General features: G+C 41.0%; 24 protein-coding genes, 1 pseudogene and 1 riboswitch. Of the genes and pseudogenes, 6 read left to right on the forward strand and 19 right to left on the reverse strand.

Annotated features, from left to right (window positions below; all coding sequences use genetic code 11):
- Nucleotides 1-49 precede the first annotated feature (49 nt).
- Nucleotides 50-748, forward strand: coding sequence for a sunset domain-containing protein (locus NST01_RS13775; RefSeq protein ID WP_046344266.1), 699 nt, complete (start codon nt 50-52; stop codon nt 746-748).
- Nucleotides 749-813: 65 nt separating this feature from the next.
- Here NST01_RS13775 and NST01_RS13780 read toward each other — a convergent pair whose 3' ends face one another.
- From NST01_RS13780 to NST01_RS13805, 6 genes are read right to left on the reverse strand one after another with little or no spacing between them, the layout of a single operon-like run.
- Nucleotides 814-2,124, reverse strand: a complete 1,311-nt coding sequence (locus tag NST01_RS13780) for an ABC transporter permease (protein ID WP_008342997.1) — start codon at nt 2,122-2,124, stop codon at nt 814-816.
- On the reverse strand, nt 2,114-2,812 hold the full coding sequence (locus NST01_RS13785) for an ABC transporter ATP-binding protein (protein WP_007501890.1): 699 nt from the start codon (nt 2,810-2,812) through the stop codon (nt 2,114-2,116). Before NST01_RS13785 ends, NST01_RS13780 begins: the two co-directional genes overlap by 11 nt.
- Before the next feature lie 21 nt (nt 2,813-2,833).
- Nucleotides 2,834-3,829, reverse strand: coding sequence for an ABC-2 transporter permease (locus tag NST01_RS13790; RefSeq protein ID WP_017358352.1), 996 nt, complete (start codon nt 3,827-3,829; stop codon nt 2,834-2,836).
- On the reverse strand, nt 3,823-4,701 hold the full coding sequence (locus tag NST01_RS13795) for an ATP-binding cassette domain-containing protein (RefSeq protein ID WP_007501894.1): 879 nt from the start codon (nt 4,699-4,701) through the stop codon (nt 3,823-3,825). Before NST01_RS13795 ends, NST01_RS13790 begins: the two co-directional genes overlap by 7 nt.
- A complete protein-coding gene (locus NST01_RS13800; protein ID WP_017358353.1) occupies nt 4,694-5,086 on the reverse strand; it encodes a GntR family transcriptional regulator in 393 nt (130 codons plus the stop codon). The genes NST01_RS13795 and NST01_RS13800 overlap by 8 nt, the downstream gene beginning before the upstream one ends.
- A 17-nt stretch (nt 5,087-5,103) precedes the next feature.
- The gene (locus NST01_RS13805; RefSeq protein WP_008342991.1) at nt 5,104-5,283 is read right to left on the reverse strand and encodes a hypothetical protein; all 180 of its coding nucleotides are present in this window, start codon (nt 5,281-5,283) and stop codon (nt 5,104-5,106) included.
- A gap of 204 nt (nt 5,284-5,487) precedes the next feature.
- On the opposite strand from NST01_RS13805, the pseudogene NST01_RS13810 reads away from it, so the two are divergent.
- Nucleotides 5,488-5,648: pseudogene (locus NST01_RS13810) on the forward strand (IS1595 family transposase); the annotation flags it as partial.
- 35 nt (nt 5,649-5,683) lie between these two features.
- Here the strand turns inward: NST01_RS13810 and NST01_RS13815 are convergent.
- Nucleotides 5,684-6,016, reverse strand: coding sequence for a hypothetical protein (locus NST01_RS13815; protein WP_144684188.1), 333 nt, complete (start codon nt 6,014-6,016; stop codon nt 5,684-5,686).
- 140 nt (nt 6,017-6,156) lie between these two features.
- Nucleotides 6,157-6,432, reverse strand: coding sequence for a YtzC family protein (locus tag NST01_RS13820; protein WP_019743687.1), 276 nt, complete (start codon nt 6,430-6,432; stop codon nt 6,157-6,159).
- 152 nt (nt 6,433-6,584) lie between these two features.
- Here NST01_RS13820 and NST01_RS13825 point away from each other — a divergent pair, with 152 nt between their 5' ends.
- Nucleotides 6,585-7,550 (forward strand): TIGR01212 family radical SAM protein, encoded by a 966-nt coding sequence (locus NST01_RS13825; protein ID WP_017358356.1) that lies wholly within the window; start codon nt 6,585-6,587, stop codon nt 7,548-7,550.
- Nucleotides 7,547-8,125, forward strand: coding sequence for a tRNA (mnm(5)s(2)U34)-methyltransferase (locus NST01_RS13830; RefSeq protein ID WP_035391055.1), 579 nt, complete (start codon nt 7,547-7,549; stop codon nt 8,123-8,125). Before NST01_RS13825 ends, NST01_RS13830 begins: the two co-directional genes overlap by 4 nt.
- A gap of 19 nt (nt 8,126-8,144) precedes the next feature.
- Here the strand turns inward: NST01_RS13830 and NST01_RS13835 are convergent, their stop codons facing one another.
- From NST01_RS13835 to NST01_RS13845, 3 genes are all read right to left on the reverse strand, one after another.
- On the reverse strand, nt 8,145-8,921 hold the full coding sequence (locus NST01_RS13835; protein WP_035391053.1) for a sporulation protein: 777 nt from the start codon (nt 8,919-8,921) through the stop codon (nt 8,145-8,147).
- A 221-nt stretch (nt 8,922-9,142) separates the two neighbouring features.
- Nucleotides 9,143-10,222 (reverse strand): tetraprenyl-beta-curcumene synthase family protein, encoded by a 1,080-nt coding sequence (locus tag NST01_RS13840; RefSeq protein WP_019743684.1) that lies wholly within the window; start codon nt 10,220-10,222, stop codon nt 9,143-9,145.
- Between the two features lie 29 nt (nt 10,223-10,251).
- Nucleotides 10,252-11,031, reverse strand: a complete 780-nt coding sequence (locus tag NST01_RS13845; RefSeq protein WP_007501904.1) for an alpha/beta hydrolase — start codon at nt 11,029-11,031, stop codon at nt 10,252-10,254.
- A gap of 45 nt (nt 11,032-11,076) precedes the next feature.
- Between NST01_RS13845 and NST01_RS13850 the strand changes: the two genes are divergently transcribed.
- Nucleotides 11,077-11,592, forward strand: coding sequence for a gamma carbonic anhydrase (locus tag NST01_RS13850; RefSeq protein WP_148944653.1), 516 nt, complete (start codon nt 11,077-11,079; stop codon nt 11,590-11,592).
- Between the two features lie 141 nt (nt 11,593-11,733).
- Here the strand turns inward: NST01_RS13850 and asnB are convergent, their stop codons facing one another.
- Both asnB and metK read right to left on the reverse strand, forming a co-directional pair.
- Nucleotides 11,734-13,632: an asparagine synthase (glutamine-hydrolyzing) gene (asnB, locus tag NST01_RS13855; protein WP_047945244.1), complete on the reverse strand. Its 1,899-nt coding sequence runs from the start codon at nt 13,630-13,632 to the stop codon at nt 11,734-11,736.
- Between the two features lie 148 nt (nt 13,633-13,780).
- Entirely contained in the window at nt 13,781-14,983 is a 1,203-nt protein-coding gene (gene metK / locus NST01_RS13860; RefSeq protein ID WP_008342973.1) for a methionine adenosyltransferase, read from the reverse strand.
- A 195-nt stretch (nt 14,984-15,178) separates the two neighbouring features.
- Nucleotides 15,179-15,313, reverse strand: a riboswitch (SAM riboswitch).
- A 226-nt stretch (nt 15,314-15,539) separates the two neighbouring features.
- On the opposite strand from metK, the gene pckA reads away from it, so the two are divergent.
- Nucleotides 15,540-17,126, forward strand: coding sequence for a phosphoenolpyruvate carboxykinase (ATP) (gene pckA, locus NST01_RS13865; RefSeq protein ID WP_007501908.1), 1,587 nt, complete (start codon nt 15,540-15,542; stop codon nt 17,124-17,126).
- 40 nt (nt 17,127-17,166) lie between these two features.
- On the opposite strand, the gene NST01_RS13870 is transcribed toward pckA, so the two are convergent.
- The 6 genes from NST01_RS13870 to NST01_RS13895 are packed head-to-tail and all read right to left on the reverse strand — an operon-like array spanning nt 17,167 to nt 22,303.
- A complete protein-coding gene (locus NST01_RS13870) occupies nt 17,167-17,409 on the reverse strand; it encodes a DUF2584 domain-containing protein (protein ID WP_003217584.1) in 243 nt (80 codons plus the stop codon).
- Nucleotides 17,410-17,448: 39 nt separating this feature from the next.
- Nucleotides 17,449-18,243: an alpha/beta hydrolase family protein gene (locus NST01_RS13875; protein ID WP_017367901.1), complete on the reverse strand. Its 795-nt coding sequence runs from the start codon at nt 18,241-18,243 to the stop codon at nt 17,449-17,451.
- A gap of 26 nt (nt 18,244-18,269) precedes the next feature.
- Nucleotides 18,270-19,751: a phytoene desaturase family protein gene (locus tag NST01_RS13880; protein ID WP_249669747.1), complete on the reverse strand. Its 1,482-nt coding sequence runs from the start codon at nt 19,749-19,751 to the stop codon at nt 18,270-18,272.
- The gene (locus NST01_RS13885) at nt 19,748-20,875 is read right to left on the reverse strand and encodes a glycosyltransferase (protein ID WP_249669750.1); all 1,128 of its coding nucleotides are present in this window, start codon (nt 20,873-20,875) and stop codon (nt 19,748-19,750) included. Before NST01_RS13885 ends, NST01_RS13880 begins: the two co-directional genes overlap by 4 nt.
- Nucleotides 20,860-21,606 (reverse strand): lysophospholipid acyltransferase family protein, encoded by a 747-nt coding sequence (locus tag NST01_RS13890; RefSeq protein WP_148944650.1) that lies wholly within the window; start codon nt 21,604-21,606, stop codon nt 20,860-20,862. The genes NST01_RS13885 and NST01_RS13890 overlap by 16 nt, the downstream gene beginning before the upstream one ends.
- Nucleotides 21,575-22,303: a carotenoid biosynthesis protein gene (locus NST01_RS13895; RefSeq protein ID WP_249669752.1), complete on the reverse strand. Its 729-nt coding sequence runs from the start codon at nt 22,301-22,303 to the stop codon at nt 21,575-21,577. The genes NST01_RS13890 and NST01_RS13895 overlap by 32 nt, the downstream gene beginning before the upstream one ends.
- Nucleotides 22,304-22,442 lie beyond the last annotated feature (139 nt).

Below are 22,442 nucleotides of genomic sequence, written 5' to 3' on the forward strand. Positions count from 1 at the left end.
AAAAATGAGGTATGATAGGTATAAATAGCGATATAGGGGGGGCTGCCAGATGATGATGTTACTCATCATAGGTCTTTTATGTATTTGTTTCGCCATAGGATATGCCGTCAATTTCTTATTACTTAAACACCAAAATCAACAAATCTTTTCAAAAAAACTCTTCTATCCTTTTTTGACCATTGGTCTTGTTTTTTCTATTATGTCATTACCGTTTGCCGGCACAGGTGCTCCGAAGGCACAAGCAGATCCATCTTCTGAACAGCTGCTGAAAGAGCAAAAACAATTAGCATCTGACATTTCTCGTCTAAAGGAAGACAAAGAAACGCTGACGGCCTCTTTAGAAGACGTGACCAAAGAAAAAGAAAAGCTATCCAAGAAATTAGAAACCATCACCTCCGAAAAGAAGACAGTCAAACAGCAAGAAAAAACCATCCATGAGCTTGAAGAGAAAATAGACAAGCTCACCTCTACAAACGAAACACTCAAAAAAGAACACCAGAAAGTAAACAAAGACACCACGTCATCGGCCCAGCGATCTGCTCCTAAAGATGATGGGTCGAATACTGGCGGTCATGAGTCACAAAAAGAAACAAAAAAAGAATCTGCCGCCTGTAATATTAAAGGAAGTGTCAACGGCATATATCACACACCGAGCAGCAGATACTACTCACGGACAAAAAACGTGACCAAAATGTTCTGCTCCGTAGAAGAAGCTGAGCGTGCAGGGTACCGGGCACCAAAGCAATAGACATCTTTTGACGATAAAAAAACCTCCTGTCAGCCTACTATAGTATAGGTACAGGAGGTTCTTTTTTAAATTTCTCTTCTTAGTGCTGTTAATACATTCGTTTTTGTCGCCTTACGTGCTGGATTGAGTCCAGAAATAATGGCGACTCCTGCACTAATCACTGTTGCTGTGACCACAAGGCTTAGCGGAATATAGGAGAAGGTGATCGAGAATTGATCACTGGATCCCCCTTCAGACATGGAAGACAAAATCGCTGGAATGATTAAATTCACTGCAAAACTAACGATGTACGAGATAATGATCCCGATGATCGATCCAATCACCCCAATATACGCACTTTCCATGAGGAACATTCGCTTAATAATGGAAGGATTCGCACCGATGGCTTTCATGATCCCAATCTCTTGTGTCCGCTCTGTAACGGCCATTGTCATCGTATTGAAAATGCCAATCGCCGAAATAATGACCGCAATACATCCAACAAAGATGAGTCCAATTTTAAAGACTGTAAAGAACATATCCATTCCTTCAAGCTGATTCGTCACAGAGATGACTTGATAGCCGTCATCTGTCAGCTTATCTGTGAGCGCACCGACATTGTCGAACTTATCAGCATAGACAGACGTCATTTTTTCAACATTTCCTGCATCAGGAGACAGATCGAGCACTTGACTAAATTCTTTTTCATAAGCATTCGGAATAAGAATTTTATGATCCTGCTGCCACTCCAAATTCGGTTTCTTCAATACACCGACGACACGGAAATCGAACGTCTTTTCTTTCACCACTTCATTTTCTTCATTCAGTTTTGGTACCTTGATTTGAATGACTTTGTTTAAAATTTCCTTCGTATAGCCTTTTGGCTCTTCCGGTGTCTCCTCACCATTTGATGTCTGATTCATTTCTTTTTCATAGTCTTTTCGTTCTTTTTCCGTCCAAAGTTGTTCTGCCATTTGATACCCAACTACAATTTCATTCGCCGATGTTGGGACTTTTCCACGGTCTAGTTCAAGGCCTGCCTCTTTTTCTTCTTTCATATCTGTCAGTACAGCCTGCGTATCACTTGAGCGATTATCGAGCTCGACGTGAACCGATGGAATGATTGACGTTCTTGCAACGACAGATTTCGCATGATCATATTTCTTTAGATCGTCGACCTTGACGTCCCCTTTTTCTTTGCCTAACACTTTAATTTCTGTGATGATTTGTTGTTTCATGATTTCATCTTGAGCCGATTTTTGCAGACCAAAACCAACCGACGCTAGAACGATTAAGAAAGAGCATGCCATTGTCGTTGCAAGTATGGTCATAAACACACGCAATCTATTTTTCTTCATATTTCTTCTGATGAATTTGACCTGATCTCTAAATTTCAATGGACTGATCCCCTTTCTTTAATACACCATCATGAAGCTGGAACGTTGTGTCTGCGATTGAAGCGACTTCATCGTCATGTGTAATGATGACAAATGTAATTCCTTTTTCACGATTAAGCTGCTGGATAAAGGCTAGAATTTCGCCTTCAGTTTCTGAATCCAGACTGCCTGTTGGCTCATCCGCTAAAATAATAGACGGATTAAGGATCAAGGCTCTTGCAATACTCACACGCTGCTGCTGTCCACCTGACAGTTCATTAGGATAATGTCCTGCGTGATGTTCAAGACCAACTCGTTTCAGCATTTCCTTTACTTTCACTTTTCGCTCAGACGGTTTCACACCTTTTAAAGTGAGCGGAAGTTCAACGTTCTCATATGTTGTTAAACTCCCGATCAATTGAAAGCTTTGAAAGATAAAGCCAAAATGATCTAACCGAAAGTCTGCCCATTCTTTCTCATTAAAGCCGGTCACATTGGTGCCATCAACCATAATTTGTCCGCTTGTTGGCGTAATATATCCCGATATTAAATTCAGTAAAGTTGATTTCCCCGAACCGCTTCGTCCGACGATACATGCAATTTCGCCTCTTTTAATAGACAAATCAATGTCTTTGAGCACAGGAATCTCGTTCTCCCTGCCCTTTTTCCCAATTTTAAACACATGATCTAACGATTGAATTTGAATCATCTCTACTCCCCTGCTCTCTGTTTATCTTTTTCGATAGATTAAGAAATAACTCGTCAGCGCGCCTACAGCTCCACCGATTAACATGCCAGCGATATAACCAAAAATGGAATTGTCTGAAGAAAATCCAACCCAGCCAAATCCTAGAACACCGAAGGCAATGACCAATATCTGAATGGGCCTATCCATTTTAGGGTAAACAAAGAATCGTCCATTTCGTTCAACTGGATGTTTAATAAAACTAAACAAACCAATGAGATAAAATACGATTAGCATCACAATTGGCACGATGAATTCTACACCTGTAAACCAAATTGGATTTTCAACTAAATTTCGAAATTGAAAACGGTCTGTTATATAAGTAATTGGAGCTATGGGCATAATAAAGTAGTCATAACTGATATCAACCCAACTTCTATCCGTTTTTAATAAATAGTCTAAATGAAACATCGGTAGCCAAATTAATAAATAAGGTAAAATTGATGTACTGAATGTAACAATGGCTTGACTAATTGCGCTTCCTGTTAAAGCACCTGCTGCAAGACACAAACTATAAAACATTAAGGTGGACACAAGTGCAATCAAATAACCACTGTTAAACGCAATCGTATATTGTGGTTGAATGCATAAAATGAGTATATAAGTAAAGACATATGACAATACATGAACAAGCGTGATAATTCCGGCACCTAGGAAAAACTTTGTGTGATAAATGGTCGTTCTGCTAAACGGCAAAGATAAAGTAAAATCAATTTGCCCTTTATTTCTTTCAAAACCCAACTGGGTAATTGCAAAAATTAAACTCATCGTCCATGAAAAGGTGATAAACATATCAGAACCGAAATCATAATAAAAGTAATTATCGAGTGGTGTACAAGTCGGATCGTTTAAACAAGTTTGAAAGGATGAGTATCCCATTAAAAAGGATAATGGCGTCGCAAAGACCGCAACAAGCATCACTAAAATGAATGTCAGCTCAGACTGCTTCCATTCCTTATATAACAATTGCCGCTTTACCATCTGCGTTTCCCTCCAAACTTTGCAATGAATACTTCTTCTAAATTTACAGGCAGTTCATGCCAGACTTTTGGTTCAAGCGATTTCAAATACTCTTTTGCTTCTTCATCTGTTTTGAGTACAAGTGCTGTATAGAACACACCCGCTTGATCTAAGATGGCAACGCCTTTTTTTCTAATACTTAAGTTCATATCCTCTTCAAATGCCATCTGGATTTTAACGTAGTCATTCTTTAATTCGTCTAAATCCATAACACTTGTGAGCTGATTTCCTTCCAAAAACCCGATTCGGTTACACATACGCTCAATATCCTCTAAACGGTGAGATGTAATTAAAATCGTTGTTTGTCGTTCTGCCACCTCGTCAATCATCAGCTGAAGAACGTCATTTCTTGTGACTGCATCAATCCCATCTGTCGGCTCATCTAACAAAATGACTGCTGGTTTGATGGCAAAACTTAAAATGAGGGACAGCTGTTTCTTTAAACCTGTCGACAATTCACGGTATTTCACTTTTTCCGGAATCTCATACCGGTTCACAAGCTCATTGGCATATGTCACGTCAAACTTTGGATACAGTTGTTTTAACAGCTTCACAAGCTGTCCATAATTGTACCGGTCAAAGTAGGGATTTACGACTGGCATATACACAATATTTTGCTTCACTAACGGGTGGTCTTTTACGAGTACATCTTTAAAATAAATCTCTCCTTCATCTGGAAGAAGGATTTGCTGAATCAAGCGAAGAAGTGTTGTTTTACCAGAGCCATTCCGGCCAAGCAGGCCAAAGATCTCTCCTTCGCCTATCTTGAAGGAAACGTTGCTGAGTACTTCACGTCCATTTAATTTCTTTGATACATTTCTGACCTCAATCAACTTGGTTTCCTCCTTTTAGACTTGAGCCGATCTCCTCCAACCACTCTTTGAGTTGATGAATATCAATACCGGCATAATGAGCTTCAATAATGAGTTGCCTTAATTGCTCCTTCATCTCTAACACCTTCCCTTCATTCAGCTTTAACTGTGCACCTTCTGTCACATACGTTCCACGGCCTCTTAATGTTTCAATAATTCCTTCCCGTTCAAGCTCTTTATACGCTTTGCTGACGGTGTTTGGATTCGCAATAATAATGGTGGCAAGCTCTCTCACAGAGGGCAGTTTGTCACCTGGTTTCATCACGCCTTTTAAGCACAAAATTTTTAACTGCTCAATGATTTGTTCATATATTGGTGCAGCGCTTCTTGGATCTATTTGAATCATGATGGCTCCCTCTTTTCTCATTCATGCTTTTGCAGTCCTATCGCTTGATCATGTCCTTGCATTAAAGGGACCGAATTTGGAATAAAATCTTTTTGAACTTCAAAACCAATGAAAACGAGAACGAAAAAAAATGTACATGCTAACGCAACAGCCAGCACCATCCACTTTAAATTGATTGGTTTTTTTTCTTTTTTCATGGTTAAACACCTTTCTTCACGTTTAAGTGTCTATAGTGTATTAGTTGATATAGTACACTTAATACAATATAGACACTTGATTGAAAAGTCAAGGGACTCTAGAAAAAAATAGGCAGACGAACCAGATAAAATTTACGAAACTACTCAAAAGCATTCGTGAAGTCAGGTTTGCTTCTGGTTTAGGGTGTTCAACACGTTCATCACTTTCATAATCGCCTGAAAAAGTGGATGGAGCGTTTTAAGGAGTTGCAACAAAATATTTGGAAAACTACCTATGCTACTTCCGATGGCTTGATAAGGAAAAGAATGTAGCATTTGAAAAACGAGTAGAGCAAATGCTTGTTTTAGCGTGTCAAAGTGCATAATAAAAGACCCCTAATATTGAGGTCTCTACAATGTTTTAATTAGATACTATTCCTTTGTTTTTGGACTTGCTTTTGAACAGGATTAGCACCCACCATACTAATAAAAATATATAGCCTATAACTGTAAAGATAGACCAAACTGCCCCCTGTCGCAATTGACTAAATAAGTGTTCAAATTCATTCATTCCTTCTACTCTACCAATGCTATTTATCAGGCTAATCATCGGAATTGTAACAGTAAATACAATGGTTAGAATGGACAATCCCCTTTGTTTATTTTTCACAACACTGAATATTGCGGTTCCTAATGTTGCTAAGAAAAACAAGTAATATAATGCCCAAAACCAATCAGGAAGAGTCACCCACATTTCTTCTACCCCTTTGAAGATATTTGCAATTTCTATATATAACATACTTTAACAGAATAAAAACCTATGACAAATATATATCCAAAAACAACGAAAACAGCCAAAAAATAAAACAGACCCTTAAAAGAAGGATCTGTTCATCATTCGTTCTCGTATGAAATACCTAAAATCATTTGGTTTTGCAGACTTTGAATTTGTACACGCGTTCTGTCTAAACGTTCTCTTTGCTGATCATTGGCGACATCTTTTAACTTTTCTAATTCATTCACTGCATCCTCTAGCATGAGCTGCGCTTTTGAAAATTCTTCCTCGTTATAATGTTCTTGACGAGAGCTCAAATCAAACTGTTCGCTTGCAAACTCAAGAGTCTCAGTGCTTTTTTGGACAAATTCATCGATTGATTTTCTTGTTGCCATCTTGCCATTCCTCCATTTCATCATTGCTCTCGCCTATTTTGCCCACGTAAAGCTTTTTCACTAAAGAAAATGTTGGACAGATTCAATTGTCCTCTTTCGTGATTTTTGTTAAACTTTAAGGATGCCTATTATTATGCAAGGAGGTTACTGACTTGGATCAGCATAACCCTTTTTTATATTCAAACAGCGAAAAACGTTATCACACATGGAATTATCATTTGCGTGAGCACTTTGGTCATAAAGTATTTAAAGTCGCATTAGACGGTGGCTTTGATTGTCCAAACCGTGATGGTACTGTCGCACATGGAGGTTGCACATTTTGCAGCGCAGCAGGATCTGGTGATTTTGCAGGGAACCGTGCGGATGATCTCATCACTCAATTTAATGAAATCAAGGACCGGATGCATACAAAATGGAAAGACGGAAAATACATGGCGTATTTCCAAGCTTACACAAATACACATGCGCCGCTGCCTGTTTTAAAAGAAAAATACGAAACCGTTATGAACCTGGATGGAGTGGTTGGTTTATCGATTGCCACAAGACCTGATTGTCTGCCAGATGACGTCGTGGAATATTTAGCTGAGTTAAATGAGCGGACGTATCTATGGGTTGAACTTGGTCTACAAACTGTACATGAGCGGACAGCGATGCTCATCAACCGTGCTCATGATTATGAATGCTACGTAGAAGGTGTAGAAAAACTGCGAAAACATGGCATTCGAGTCTGTTCACATATCATCAACGGTCTTCCTCTTGAAAACCGAGATATGATGATGGAAACAGCAAAAGCTGTCGCTGATTTAGATGTGCAAGGAATTAAAATTCATCTACTTCACCTGTTAAAAGGAACACCGATGGTGAAGCAATATGAGAAAGGCAAACTAGAATTTCTCAGCCAAGAGGAATATGTCCAGCTTGTCTGTGATCAGCTGGAGATCCTGCCCCCAGAAATGATTATTCATCGTATTACAGGCGATGGTCCCATTGAATTAATGGTAGGTCCAATGTGGAGTGTGAATAAATGGGAAGTGCTCAATGCCATTAATGCTGAGCTTGAAAGACGTAACAGCTACCAAGGCAAACGCTTCGTCAGATTGGAAGAAGCGGCAAAATGATTTTAAAACGGATGCTCCCTTTTAGTAAAGAGCTGTTAGAGCGTGCTTGTCAAAAAGGAGATATTGTCATTGATGCAACGATGGGAAATGGCCATGATACACGCTATTTAGCTGACCTTGTCGGGAAGGATGGACAAGTTTTCGCATTCGATGTACAGAAGGAAGCCATCGAGCAAACAAGCAAAAGACTTGGTGAGCACTACCCTTACGTTCACCTGATCCATGACGGACATGAACAACTTGCTGAGCATCTGCCAGCCGAAGCTTATGGTCACATATCTGGTGCAGTGTTCAATCTTGGGTACTTACCAGGAGGCGATAAAACCGTCACGACTCAGGCTCATACGACCATTGAAGCGATCAAACAGCTCATGGATTGGCTTAAGCCTGGTGGTCTGATCGTTCTTGTGATTTACCACGGTCATCCCGAAGGAAAAAAAGAGAAGGACATCCTTCTTGATTATTGCAAAACACTCCATCACGAAGAAGTACAGGTGATCTCTTATCAATACATGAATATTCAAAACGATCCGCCCTTTGTGGTAGCCATCGAAAAAAAACTCAAATCCTCTTAATGGATTTGAGTTTTTTTATTTAATAAGCGTATTGGTCAATGATTTCTTCAAGCACTACTTCCAGCTCTTCTGCATCTGCAAGCTCTGATTGAGTAAAGCGGACACGTACAAGCTGTTCTCCGTCATTATACATTTCTTCCAGCCAGCCACGCAGCCCTCTTGCTCTGCGGTCAACTTCAAAAATGAGATCTAGCCCCTCTTCATCAATGAAGAAAATCACCTCTAACTCATCAAGCATTTGACGATAATAGTCGGAAGTCGGTATGAACTCAAACTCTTGAACAAAGGGAAGGCGGCGCCTGAAATAAGGTGCTTCTTCACAGTCTGCTTCATGAAGGTGAAAGCCTAAGTTTCCGACAGCCTCAAGCACACGATTCACCCAAGGGTGCGCGCTTACGAAAATGCGGTCATGATCAAATTTATCAATACCACCTTGAATATCAAGGTCTGTCACAACAGCCACCTCTACTTTACCTACAGTCATTGGTGTATCAAGAGGAAGGTGAAATGAGAATGTAAACTGCTGAGCTTCCGCAGGCTGAATCGTGAATGATTCAGTCACTCGGACAGAATGGATGGTTGTGTGTTTTCGTTGCTCTTCATCATCTTTTACAATGGTGTACCATGTTTTCAACTTTAAATCAATATAGCGAATATCTTGAGGCACTTTTCCGCCCTTCACATGGACTGTTCCCTTTACTTCTTCTCCCGGTTCATACGCATCTTTCTCCAAAATTGTATCCACTTTTGCTGCACCGATTCCTACACTTGCTGCAAACTTTTTAAAAAATGACATATTCGACCTTCCCCTTTTTTAAGTTTTTCAACAAATATACGTCATAAGGAGTAGATTCGATTCATTATATCAATACTTTTCTCCTATTTTTCGTACACTAAGAATAATATCGGCAGCAAATAAGAGGATTGTAATGAAAAAAGAGGATACAAGCGAAACAGTTCAAAACAAAAAGCTTGTAGAAAAACATTTTCTACAAGCTGATGAGCTTACTTTATCCTTTATGAAGATTTCATCCAAGGCATTTTCTGATAGGTGCGATAGGCTCTGCCATTGATATAGAAAAAGAACGATGTTTTCCCGCTTGATTTGATCAACCGCTTTGCCAGCTTGTTCATCTCTTTTTGGGCTGTCACTTTTTCATCAGACAAATAGACCGCAAGTAACCCTCTATTGATTAGTTTGTGAAAGTTCTCGTGTGGAATGCCTTTCAGCTGTTCATCCGCTTTTTCAATAAAATGCTGTAGTCTATCCATCATCTCATGATGAGAGTTGTAGTACGAGCAAAAATTCAAATCGCCTTCCAGCCTGTCCTCTTCTTGGTCGATTAAATAGTCCAGTAAGATGTGCAGACCTTGGATATAAGGGAAATAACTTTCGTAAATTTGCTTCGCCTGCTTCTCTGTAAAATCAGGCTGCAGTGCATAAGCAACAAGACAGAAAATGCCCAGCGTTGATCCTGCACATGCGGAAAACTCATACCACTCCATCTTCGGTAAATCCTTTTCATACTGGCGGAACCATGACTCTAATCGAGGTTCACGCTCATGAGGAACCACATGCTTATGTACTTGTAAATCACTATAATAATCACACAGCGTATGTAAATAGGGCTGAATGATCGGATAATGCGCTAGACGTGATAACACATTTTGGCATGTCCTAACAAGCGCATGCAGATATCCATGATCCTCTTGATCATCACGGAATTGATAGTACGGCTTAAGCTCCGCATGAATATCGAGTGCATCTCTCATTGCCTGATGCAGCATATGAAAATCCTTTGGATCAAGTGATGTACTGCGGTCACACAAATTATCTAAGTAATCGCTAATCGTTTGGTACGCCACAATGAATTCAATACACGTTTCCTTCGCTTCACCTGCAAGCAGAGATAAAATTCCCCCGCCTTCACAGTGAAAGGTTTTACTGGATATGCTCGCTAGTGCCTGCGTTCTCAGTTCTTCATTTTCAATCATTTCTGCATGAGCCCGCCACTTTTTTAGCTCCTGATGAACTAGCGGAAAAATATCTTTATACACCTTCGTCATCAGTGCAAAAGGACGTTCTGGTACTGACAAATCAATCCACCCCCAACTTAAGCTCACAATTAAATATATTGATCAGTAAAGGCTCTTGCCGCCTTAAATACTTCTTCTCGCTCGGGCTCATTAAAAATTTCATGATAAAGCCCTTCCCATTCACGGTATGATTTATTGGTTGATTCAATGCCATTGAACCATTTCATCACTCTTGTTTTATCTACAATCTTGTCATCGCCTGCCTGCATGAGCAGGAGTGGAATCGACCGAAAAACATTCGTAGGCTGCATCGCCGCATCGATATTTTTCACCAGTTCTCGATACCAGCGAACCGACACCTTCGTCACATAAAGCGAATCATTCGAATCTGCCTCTATCACATCTTGATTCCGCGTGGCAAGTTCGATCGACAGCCCGGATTCGACTTTAAAAGACGGCGCCAGCACATTTAGCCCTTTTGACGCAAAATCCATCAGCTTCTTCGGTTTAAATTGCAGACCTAAACAAGGTGATGATAAAATAAGGCCATCAATCTTCGTATGGGTATACTGCTTGAACCATTCAATCGAAATCAGTCCCCCCATACTATGTCCAAGTAAAAATGTCGGAAGTCTGAACGACTTCGCATGTTCAATCCATTCATCCACTGTATCAATGTATTCTTGAAAAGAACGAATGTGGCCTCTCGCACGTGTCGATGTCCCTTGCCCAGGCAGGTCACCCATGACGACGTGATAGCCTGCATTTCGCCACATTTCGATCAGCCATTTATATCGGCCATGATATTCACTAGCACCATGTACAATGACAATTGTACCAACCGGTCTTTCAGCATGCCAAGTCCACAAAGTAAACACCTCACAAATGTTGTATTAAGAAAGGAAGTCGAAAAAGTGATTTATCCATATCATCCGTTTACACCTGAGATTCATGAATCGGTCTTTGTTGCAGAAAACGCCACCATTACAGGTGATGTCACAATTGGAGAATATTCAAGCGTTTGGTTCCAAACGGTCATTAGAGGCGATGTAGCTCCTGTAAGAATTGGAAAAAACGTCAACATTCAAGACTTATCCTGTCTGCATCAAAGTCCCGGAAAAACACTTCTGATTGAAGATGGTGCTACCATTGGACACCAAGTCACATTACATAGCTCTATCATTCGAAAAAATGCCCTCATTGGCATGGGATCCATCATTCTCGATGGTGCGGAAATTGGCGAAGGAGCCTTTATTGGTGCAGGCAGCCTTGTCCCGCAAGGAAAAGTCATCCCAAAAGGTTCACTCGCTTTTGGCCGTCCAGCCAAAGTCGTTCGCCAGTTAACAGATGAAGATATCCAAGACATGGATCGTATCCGCAGAGAATATGTAGAAAAAGGACAATACTATCGTTCCCTTTTATCGCGTTAACATCATACATGTATCTTCACTTTATCATGTTTTTTTCAGGATATTAAGCAATAACTGTGTACCGCTTGTTATTTTACCCTTTTCCACCACTTTCTATCATGACAAAAAAGGTTTTCAGCACAAAGCTGAAAACCTTTTTCATTAGCTAAAAATAACTTCTTTCGGCTGGTGATTCAACTGCTCTGGATCAATGCTGCGCTCTACATAGATGCTATGCCAGATCATAAAGATCAGGACAGTCCAAATCTTACGGCTATGATCTGCTTTTCCAGCACAATGATCATTTAATAAATCAAGAACATATGCCTTGTTAATGTATTCATCTGTTTGACTGTTTTTAATGATATCTTTCGCCCAAGCGTTCATCTCATTTTTCAGCCAATGACGAATTGGAACAGGGAAACCTAGTTTTTTACGGTTTAACACATGGTCCGGCACAATGCCTTCTGCTGCTTTACGCAATAAATATTTCGTTGTGCCGTCTTTCGTTTTCAGCTCTTCTGGAATTTTAGAAGCTGCTTCAAATACGACCTTATCAAGGAATGGAACACGAAGCTCAAGAGAATTCGCCATTGTCATCTTATCTGCTTTAAGCAGGATATCCCCGCGCATCCACGTATGGATATCAACATATTGCATTTTGTTAATATCACTGTAGCCTGCACTTTCCTCGAAGTATGTTTTCGTCACGTCACGATACGTGATGTTCGGATCATACTGCTTTAAGAGGTTTTTCTTCACTGGCTCTTCAAAGATTTTTGCATTGCCGATATAACGTTCCTCTAATGGCGTACAGCCGCGAACGATAAAGCTCTTCCCTTTCATTCCTTCTGGCATTAAACGAGCCAGACGAAGAAGAAGCTTTTTCAGCATGGATGGTACAGATTCAAAAGGCTTTAGAGACAGCGGCTCACGGTAAATATTATATCCACCGAACAGCTCGTCTGCTCCCTCACCTGAAAGAACAACTGTGACTTGTTTTTTCGCTTCTTTTGCCACGAAATACAATGGAATCGCCGCTGGATCAGCCAAAGGATCATCTAAATGCCAGACGATCTTCGGAAGCTCATTCATATATTCCTCAGGAGAAATCACAGCACTAAAGTTTTGCAATCCCAGCTTATCAGCTGTTTCTTTTGCTACATCCACCTCACTGAATCCATCCTGCTGGAAACCAACAGAGAATGTCTTCAGTTCAGGGTGAAATTCCTTTGCGACCGACACGATGAAAGAAGAATCGATCCCGCCTGATAGGAATGAACCAACAGGCACATCACTTCTCATGTGGACTTTTACAGAATCATAGATAGCATCACGTACTTCTTCTACTAATTTCTGCTCTTGTGTTTGTTCAGGTTTGAATTGAACTTTCCAGTAAGTCTTAAATGCAATGTCTTGGCCTGGACGCAGTGTAAACTGATGACCTGGCTCAACTTTGTGCACTTTTTGATCAAGTGTATTTGGCTCAGGAACGAACTGAAAAGACATATACTGCTGCAAAGCAGTCTCATCAAATAAAATGTTCTCATTCACAGCCATTAAGCTTTTGCGTTCAGAAGCAAAGTACACTTGGTCATCCAATTGTGTAAAATAGAGCGGTTTAATGCCGAAAGGATCTCTTGCGCCATATAATAACTGCGCTTCTTTATCCCAAATTAAAAATGCAAACATCCCGCGAAGCTTCGATGCCGCTTCTTCTTTATAGTGGCGATATGTGGCAAGAAGGACTTCCGTATCAGAATCTGTGCTGAACGTATAGCCTTTTTTCACAAGCTCTTCTTTCAGCTCCACATAGTTATAAATTTCTCCGTTGAAAATAATCCAATATTTTTCATCTTCATAAGAAAGCGGCTGCTTTCCGTGTTCAACATCTATAATACTTAAACGTCTAAATCCAAATCCTACATGCTCATCATGAAAGTACCCCTCATCATCCGGACCTCGATGAACGATGAGACGATTCATTTGCTTAATTAACTCTTCCTGCTCAGTAGTTTCGGACAATGGACGGTGATTAAATACACCAACAAACCCACACATATTATTGCCTCCACGTTATGTTATTTCTTAAAAGTAGACCTATAATTAGACAGTATTTTGTCCAATTTTGTTTCACATTTTTACGCTTTTTGTAGAATTTTTTTTAATCAAAAGGAAAACCGCTTAAAATAAGCGGTTTTGTATGTTGTTATTCTCCTAATGCTTCCTTGCGAAGCGTGTCGGCTTTATCCGTTTTTTCCCATGGAAGATCCAAGTCATGACGGCCAAAATGTCCATATGCAGCGGTTTGTTTATAGATCGGACGACGTAAGTCAAGCATTTTAATAATGCCGGCTGGACGAAGATCAAAGTTTGCACGTACCACTTCAATTAATTTCTCTTCAGAGGCTTTTCCTGTTCCAAATGTATCAATTGAAATGGAGACAGGCTGTGCAACACCAATTGCATAAGCAAGCTGTACTTCACATGAATCTGCAAGACCAGCTGCTACGATGTTTTTCGCTACATAGCGAGCCGCATATGCTGCAGAACGGTCAACCTTCGTTGCATCCTTACCAGAGAAAGCACCGCCACCGTGACGAGCATACCCGCCATAAGTATCAACGATGATTTTACGTCCAGTTAAACCAGCATCCCCTTGAGGTCCACCGATGACAAAGCGGCCTGTTGGGTTGATGAAGTATTTTGTTTCTTCATCGATCAGTTCACTTGGAACGACAGGGCGGATGACATGCTCTTTTAAGTCGCTTTGAATTTGTTCAAGCGTCACTTCTGGTGCATGCTGTGTAGAAATAACCACCGTATCAATACGAACTGGTTTGTTTTGTTCATCATATTCAACTGTTACTTGAGTTTTTCCGTCTGGACGAAGGTATGCAAGTGTTTCATTCTTGCGTACTTCTGTTAAACGGCGAGATAATTTATGTGCAAGAGAAATCGGCAGTGGCATAAGCTCTTCAGTTTCGTTGTTTGCAAAACCAAACATCAAACCTTGGTCACCTGCACCGATCGCATCAATTTCTTCTTCAGTCATTGTTCCTTCACGTGCTTCAAGCGCTTTGTCTACACCTTGCGCAATATCAGCAGACTGTTCATCAATTGATGTAAGAACCGCACATGTTTCCGCATCAAAACCATATTTCGCACGTGTGTAGCCAATTTCCTTAATCGTGTCACGCACCGTCTTTGGAATGTCAACATAAGTAGACGTTGTAATCTCACCGCTTACTAATACGAGACCGGTTGTTACAGAAGTTTCACAGGCAACACGTGCATTTGGATCTTTCTTTAAAATTTCATCCAAAATGCTGTCTGAAATTTGATCACAGATTTTATCTGGATGTCCTTCGGTCACTGATTCTGAAGTAAATAAACGACGATTTTGACTCATAATGGCTATTTCCTCCTGTACAAGACCACATCATCCCAAGATGAGGCCTCCAATATGATACGGAACTCGTTCCCTCTTATATTTCAACATGTTTATATTAGAGATGTTATTGGCAATTTGTTCATATGATATCCCAAAAATAAAAAAACCATTTCCTTCATTGCGAGGAAAGGGTCTGAGATCGCATGCCTTTCACTCTTATCGCTCAAGGTGTTCTTGTACCTTGCATCAGGTTAGCACCTTGGTTTCTCAGCATGTTCATGCCTTTTTCATAAGAAACCGGTTGCTGGGCTTCATCGGGCCTGTCCCTCCACCAACTCGGGATAAGAGTATCCGTTCAATAAGATATCTTATCTTAAACCCTTGCGTCATGTCAATGGTTCATAGGAATTATCTCCCCTTTTTTTCACCTCATCATTAGCATCACCAAAAAGCATATTTTCATAGCAGAAATGAAAAAACACACACAAAAATGTTTAAATAGTATAGACTATTATTATCAATGTGTTATACTAATCAAAACAAACAAATTCAACGGTAAAGGAAGGGTTTTTTTATGAACTCAGTGGATTTAAAAGAAGATTTGCAGTCATTGCTCTCATTAGAAAATACGCACCAAAATTTATCTGTTCCGAAACTTGTTGAAAAGATTTTGGCACGTAATGAAGGCGTTTTAACTTCAACTGGTGCTGTCCGCGCCACAACTGGTGCCTACACTGGACGTTCGCCTAAAGATAAATTCATCGTAAAAGAAGAAAACTCTGAACATAAAATTGATTGGGGTCAAGTCAATCAGCCGATCTCGAAAGAGGCATTTGATCGTTTATATACAAAGGTTGTGTCATACTTAAAAGAACGTGATGAACTATTTGTCTTTGATGGTTTTGCCGGTGCTGACGAAAAATACCGTATGCCAATTACAGTTGTAAATGAATTCGCTTGGCACAATCTCTTTGCAAAGCAACTATTCATCAGACCTGATGGATCAACACCATCATCAAACGAAAAACCTTTCACCATCTTATCTGCACCTCACTTTAAAGCAGATCCTGAAACAGATGGCACAAACTCTGAAACGTTTATTATCGTTTCTTTTGAAAAACGGACGATTCTGATCGGTGGAACAGAATATGCAGGTGAGATGAAAAAATCCATTTTCTCTGTTATGAACTACCTGCTTCCTGAACAAGATATTTTATCAATGCACTGCTCTGCTAACGTCGGTCAAGAAGGCGATGTTGCTTTATTTTTCGGCCTTTCAGGTACTGGAAAAACGACGCTTTCTGCAAGTGCAAGCCGCAAGCTGATTGGAGACGATGAGCATGGCTGGTCTAACACAGGTGTCTTCAATATTGAAGGCGGATGCTATGCAAAATGCGTGAACTTAAGTGAAGAAAAAGAACCACAAATTTACAAAGCCATCAGCTTCGGATCAGTGCTTGAAAATGTAGTACTTGATGAAGAAACACGTGAAGCAGATTATGATGACACATTCTTTACTGAAAATACACGTGCGGCTTACCCAATCGAAATGATTGATAACATCGTGAAACCAAGTATTGCAGGTCACCCATCTGCCATCGTCTTTTTAACAGCTGATGCATTCGGCGTTTTACCTCCAATCAGCCGTTTAACGAAAGAACAGGCGATGTACCACTTCTTGAGTGGTTACACAAGTAAACTAGCTGGAACTGAGCGTGGCGTGACGTCACCAGAAACAACGTTCTCTACTTGCTTTGGTTCACCATTCTTGCCACTTCCTGCTCATGTCTATGCTGAAATGCTTGGTAAAAAAATCGATGAGCACGGCGCAAAAGTATTCCTTGTGAATACAGGCTGGACTGGCGGCGGCTACGGTACGGGCAAACGAATGAATCTTGCTCATACAAGAGCAATGGTGCAGGCAGCGATCGAAGGAGATCTTGACAACGCTGAAATGATCACTGACGACATCTTCGGATTACACATCCCGCTTCATATTCCAGGAGTGCCAGATGAAGTGCTTCAGCCTGCTAAAACATGGGACGATCAAGAGGCTTACAAAGAAAAAGCAAACTTCCTTGCAAATGAATTTAAAAAGAACTTTAAAAAATTCAGCCATGCAGCAAGTGATATTGAAGCAAAAGGCGGACCACTCGTCTAATCAAAAGGAAAAAGCTGAGGGAATGAATCCCTCAGCTTTTTTAGTTCGTTGAATGTAATGACACAAGACGGTACGTCACCTTCGTGACATTGTCTGTGAGCTCCAGCTTTTCAACATGTGCTGTCCCTGTTTTTTCTCCGTCTTTCGTTTTACGCACCTCAAGCGGAATATTTAATGGATAAATGCGGTACCCTTCCTTCATGAGCTCAAACACATTTTCTTCAATTCTTGTCTCTTTTCCTTTTGTGACAATCATTGTATTAAATTCAACAGGCATTCCCATAATGAAAATCCCCCTACTTTCTATATTTCTTTCTACCGTTTATTTTACCACATTTCCGCCTTTTCGGCTGTGCATCCATGTCGTCAACCGTCTGACAATCTCCCGGTTATGCTGTGGCGGGAAATAATGATGATATCCGTGAAAATACCATGTTTCCACAGACTTACCATGCTGACGCAGTGCATCTTCTAATAAATACGCATGCTCAATGGATACATTCTCATCCAGCTCCCCATGAATGATTAGGACAGGTGCTTCAATTTGGTGCACATGATTCAAAGGCGTTCTAGCCTCATATGCTTCTGGTACCTTATGCGGAGGACCTCCTATCACACGCTTCATCATTCTTCTCATATCCACACGTTCTTCATAGGTGAGCTTCATATCACTTACGCCTCCCCATGTCACAAAGGAAGCGGCCTCATGCTTCATTTCAACAGCGGTCCATATGCCCATAATTCCGCCGCGGGAAAAACCAAAGATATGAATGCGCTCCTGCTTCACCTTTTGATGATGTTTCAACAGCTGAAATGCAGCAAATGCATCTTTCCGATCTTCTCCGGCAAAATCCTCGTTCCCTTCCCCTCCTTGATTCCCTCGGTAGAAGGGCGCAAAGACGACAAACCCTTGCGCAGCAAATTGCACAATTCGGCCAGGTCTAACCATTCCCACATTTTTAATGCCGCCACGTAAATATAAAAAACCGTCATAGAGACCTTCTCCGGCCGGTTCAGCGAGCAGCCCCTTCATCCGAAGTCCATCGGCCTCATATGTCACTGTATATAAGTGAATATGCGGATGTGGCGACGGGAACCTTCTCTTTTCCACAATCACTTGAATTCTCTCCTTTTCATTCGGTGTTACGTCAAATGCTTGATAATAGCCTCTGCGACGAGCTGTCCTGATTTTGTCACCATCGGAGTACCGCCGCCTGGATGACTTGTGCCGCCAACAAACCAAAGTCCTTCAATATCCTTTGATTGATTATTGATACGAAAAAACGCCTGCTTGAACGAGTTTGACGACATGCCATAAATGGCCCCATGATATGCTCCCGTTTTTTGCTGCAAATCAAGCGGGGTTTGTACCGCTTCATATTCTACAAGCTGGTCAAGATCAAAGAGACCCTTTTCCTTTAGTTTTGTTTTCATATGCTGGCCATATGTCTCCTTTAGCATGTCCCAATTTTGCTCTTTTGTCACATATGGCGCATTGGCTAATACAAACAAGTTACTTCTTCCTGGCCCTCCGCTTAAAGCTGGCTCTGAATGACCTGAATAACAGATGTAAAGCGTCGGATCATGAGGAAGCTGTTTTTTCTGAAAAATATCCTTGAATTCTTGTTCATAATTCTCTGGAAAAAACACGTTGTGATGAGACAATTGTTCATAGACTTTAGGGACGCCCAACAAAAGAACAAAACCTGATAACGATGGCTCAATGTTTGCCAGTTTTTGATTTCTAAAGCTCGGGCGGTCTTCTTCATCAATTAATTGGCGATAAACAGTCAGTGCATCTGCCCCCGCAATGACTTGATCTGCCTCATATAACTGCTGATCCGTTTCAACTCCTTGGATTCGCTTATTCTTTACATGAATCTTTTTGGCCGATTCATTGAGATGAATTTGGACACCCAATTCCTTTGCCAGTGTCTCAAATGCCTCAACTAAACGATACGTACCGCCCTTAATACCATAAATGCCTTTTTCTCCTTCTAAATAAGCCATCATATTAAAAATAGCAGGTGCCTCGTATGGAGAAGAGCCAATGTAAGTCGCATACCGGCCAAACATCGCCAATGTATGAGGATGACGAAAATATTGACGCAGCAAGCGCTGAACGGATGTAAAAGGTTTGACAGCAAGAAGGGCTTTCATTAGCTTGACATCCGCTTTATCCTTCCAAGTCAATAATAAACGATTTAAAAACTGATCCTCTGCCATTTGAAAAAGCTTCTGCGATTCCTGTAAAAATGCCCGGTATCGCTTTGCATCCTCTGGACTAAAAACTGCAATTTGTGATTCCATTTGCTCAATATCTGGCGTAAACTCGACCGTATGTCCATCTGAAAAAACGTTTTTAGTAAGGGGGAAAATCGGATAAAACGTCACATAATCCTCCATTCGTCTATGACAGGAGGTAAATACTTCCTCAAAATACGCCTTCATTGTAATGGTACTCGGTCCTAAATCAAAAGAGTAGCCAGACGCTTGATGGCGTTGTAATTTCCCGCCTAAAGAAGCTTCTTTTTCTAAAATGGTGACCTGGAAACCGCGTGACTGTAAGCGAATCGCAGCCGATAACCCGCCAAGTCCGCCGCCAATAATGATCACTTTTTTCATTCGTACCTTCTTCCTTTCCATTCATAGCCTTCTTTTTTCAGCCCAATTTTCATAGAAGCAAAACCAATGGCAATCAGGCTTATGATACTGACCGGCAATAAAAAGGCCATCGTAGACGTTCTTCCATTTTCGATATCAATGACCGCTTTAATGGATACACCCAGCCCGTAGCAAAGAAGGGCTAAACAGAGATTGACCACATCAAAATGAATCAGTGCGATCATAAAGCAAAGAACAGGAACTACATAAAGGACGGAGTATAAACAAAAGACACTGCTTAACAAAGCAATGTTTCGATTCACTCCCGGGAACAAATTTTTCCGATATCCTTCCCATACTTCCTGTCCACTCTCATACATTCTCATGTAGACAAAAGAATGAATACTTGCCAGTGTGAACGGAAAGCCCTTCTCTTTCACACGTTTAGCCAAAGCCATATCATCCACAAGAGAACCCTTGATCGCTTCATGACCACCTATTTCGTGATAACAGTTCTTTTCAATGGCAATAAAGCCGCCATGTGCTGCGGCAAAAGCAGGATGTTGAGATGTTCTGACCCACTTCACTGGCAAATGACAGCCAATCGTAAACATCATCATAGGAACGACAAGATGCTCAAAAGGCGTTCCCGTTTTTTGCTCTGGGAAACCTGAAAGCATGCCCGTTTTTTGTATGCATAACTGCTTGTACACCGCTTCAATAGCTCCTTGTTTTAAGCGGACATCTGCATCTAAAAATAACAGCCAATCAGAAGATGCTGCCTCAGCAAGCTGGGAACAAGCATATGATTTTCCAAGCCATCCTCGTTTCAGTACTTGACCTGACTGCACGCGAATCCATGGATATGTCTCTGCGAATCCCTCTGCAATCATTCTCGTCTGATCTGTCGAGTGATCATCCAGCACGATCAGCTCTTTCGGATGGAGACACTGATCAACAATCGACTGAAGGCAGGCTTCCAGCCGTTTTTCTTCATTTCTCGCTGGAATGAGGATCGATAATGAAATGGGTTCATCACGTGAAAGAGATGCCGGCTTGAGTACAGGAAATTGCTTCATATTCCAAATCGTAAACATCAATTGGCAGAGCAGCAAAACACTGATGACAATTAAGAAGACCGCCATGTTTTCACCCACTTTTTAAAGGAATCAAACGCATCACTAGTTGACCGGCTTGTCCTTGTTACCTGCCTAAATTGTTCGTTTGTTGAAAAATCTGGATCAGCAATAACCTGTGCTTGATGTGCGTTTAACTGTGTTTCAAGCAGGTCTCCGAGTAAACTTGTTACTTCCTTACTGCGAAGTGATCCGCCAGCTACTAGGACATCTTCTCCAAACTCAACCGATACCGTCGGTTTTTGAAATTGATTAAATGTATAATGTAGCGTTACAGGTTTGATGACGACCTGCTCAAATTGCCTGACTAAAAAAGAAGCTCCGCCTTCCAGTTCAAGCGGCCGTGTGTCTTGGTGCATAATTTTCCCCTGCGGGAAGAGCCACACAGCCCCGCCAGCCTCCATCTTCTCCTTTGCAGTCATTAATGCCTGCTTGACACTTTTCAATTTCTCTTTATGAACTGGAAATGCACCAAGTTTTTGAAAAAAAGCATATTGCTTCAACTGCTTCTCTTCCATCATCATGGCATGATCCAGCTCAGACATTTGTTCTATTAAAAGAAAAATGATCAGTCCATCCCACCATGAACTGTGATTAGCAAGATAAAGAACAGGATGCTTCTCCTTTGGGTCAACCGTACCTTTCATCATGACACAGCGAAAATGTTTGTTCAGTAAATATCGTTCAAGATAAAAATAAAAGAGTCGTCTAAACGATCGGTTTTTGTCGCTTTCTTTCAAATCGAACCCTTCCTTCACACAAGATGACAATGATCAGTGCTAAATAAAAAATGACATCCAACCCGCCCTTTAATGCTAAAAGACCAAAGAAGAACACCATGGCCTGATAAATACGCCCATTCCAGCGCAATGCCTGCTGATCAATGGATACAAGCGGGAACAGAAATGAAAGTCCTGCTCCAATGATACCCCAGCTGACAAAATTCTCAAAAGGGATACCAAAGAAACCTCCACCGTCATACCACACCCAAAACTTTCGTTCAGCCGCTACCGGATCTAATATGAGATCAAGCAGCACAATCCATATACCTGTTTCGACGGCTCGCTCCCACTTCGATTGTTGTCTTGATAAAAAAAGACTATTTAAAAACACACCAACCCATGCAAAAGCGATCGTCAAAGGTACTCCCGCCACAAGAAATCCAAGCGTCGGATAATAATCATAGGCCCCAAATGGAAAATCAGTTGTGATCCCCACCCATTCAACCGTAAACGTCAACACACCCACAATGGCTGCTCTTACGATCACAAAGCTCCATGCCCCGTAGATATTTCGGCCAATCTCAATGACGCAGCAGGCGTAAAGCACAAGAAAGATACCATTCGCAAACTGAAGCCATGCCGGCACTTCAAAAAAGACCATTAAAATAAGACCCACTACATACCATCCAACAAATACCCAACTCAATCTATACACGAAACCGCTCCTTTATTTCTACCAAATTCAAGAAAGCATTCATGCTTCTAGTATAGAAAAAAAGACACGTTCTATAAATAAACAATGCGCTTCTTATTTCATCTAGGCACTCACCAAAAATCCCTTTTGACATACTTTA

It is taken from the genome of Bacillus sp. FSL R7-0166 (genome assembly GCF_038008935.1).
Classification (GTDB): Bacteria; Bacillota; Bacilli; order Bacillales; family Bacillaceae; genus Bacillus; species Bacillus altitudinis.

What these genes read in the sequence shown, in the direction of transcription:
- NST01_RS13880 (WP_249669747.1), bottom strand. Translation starts at nt 19,751, where the DNA reads ATGAAAAAAGTGATCATTATTGGCGGCGGACTTGGCGGGTTATCGGCT.
- NST01_RS13805 (WP_008342991.1), bottom strand. Translation starts at nt 5,283, where the DNA reads ATGAAAAAAGAAAAAAAACCAATCAATTTAAAGTGGATGGTGCTGGCT.
- NST01_RS13820 (WP_019743687.1), bottom strand. Translation starts at nt 6,432, where the DNA reads ATGGCAACAAGAAAATCAATCGATGAATTTGTCCAAAAAAGCACTGAG.
- NST01_RS13800 (WP_017358353.1), bottom strand. Translation starts at nt 5,086, where the DNA reads ATGATTCAAATAGATCCAAGAAGCGCTGCACCAATATATGAACAAATC.
- NST01_RS13775 (WP_046344266.1), top strand. Translation starts at nt 50, where the DNA reads ATGATGATGTTACTCATCATAGGTCTTTTATGTATTTGTTTCGCCATA.
- NST01_RS13790 (WP_017358352.1), bottom strand. Translation starts at nt 3,829, where the DNA reads ATGGTAAAGCGGCAATTGTTATATAAGGAATGGAAGCAGTCTGAGCTG.
- NST01_RS13830 (WP_035391055.1), top strand. Translation starts at nt 7,547, where the DNA reads ATGATTTTAAAACGGATGCTCCCTTTTAGTAAAGAGCTGTTAGAGCGT.
- NST01_RS13870 (WP_003217584.1), bottom strand. Translation starts at nt 17,409, where the DNA reads ATGGGAATGCCTGTTGAATTTAATACAATGATTGTCACAAAAGGAAAA.
- NST01_RS13835 (WP_035391053.1), bottom strand. Translation starts at nt 8,921, where the DNA reads ATGTCATTTTTTAAAAAGTTTGCAGCAAGTGTAGGAATCGGTGCAGCA.
- asnB (WP_047945244.1), bottom strand. Translation starts at nt 13,632, where the DNA reads ATGTGTGGGTTTGTTGGTGTATTTAATCACCGTCCATTGTCCGAAACT.
- NST01_RS13815 (WP_144684188.1), bottom strand. Translation starts at nt 6,016, where the DNA reads ATGTGGGTGACTCTTCCTGATTGGTTTTGGGCATTATATTACTTGTTT.
- NST01_RS13885 (WP_249669750.1), bottom strand. Translation starts at nt 20,875, where the DNA reads ATGGCGGTCTTCTTAATTGTCATCAGTGTTTTGCTGCTCTGCCAATTG.
- pckA (WP_007501908.1), top strand. Translation starts at nt 15,540, where the DNA reads ATGAACTCAGTGGATTTAAAAGAAGATTTGCAGTCATTGCTCTCATTA.
- metK (WP_008342973.1), bottom strand. Translation starts at nt 14,983, where the DNA reads ATGAGTCAAAATCGTCGTTTATTTACTTCAGAATCAGTGACCGAAGGA.
- NST01_RS13785 (WP_007501890.1), bottom strand. Translation starts at nt 2,812, where the DNA reads ATGATTCAAATTCAATCGTTAGATCATGTGTTTAAAATTGGGAAAAAG.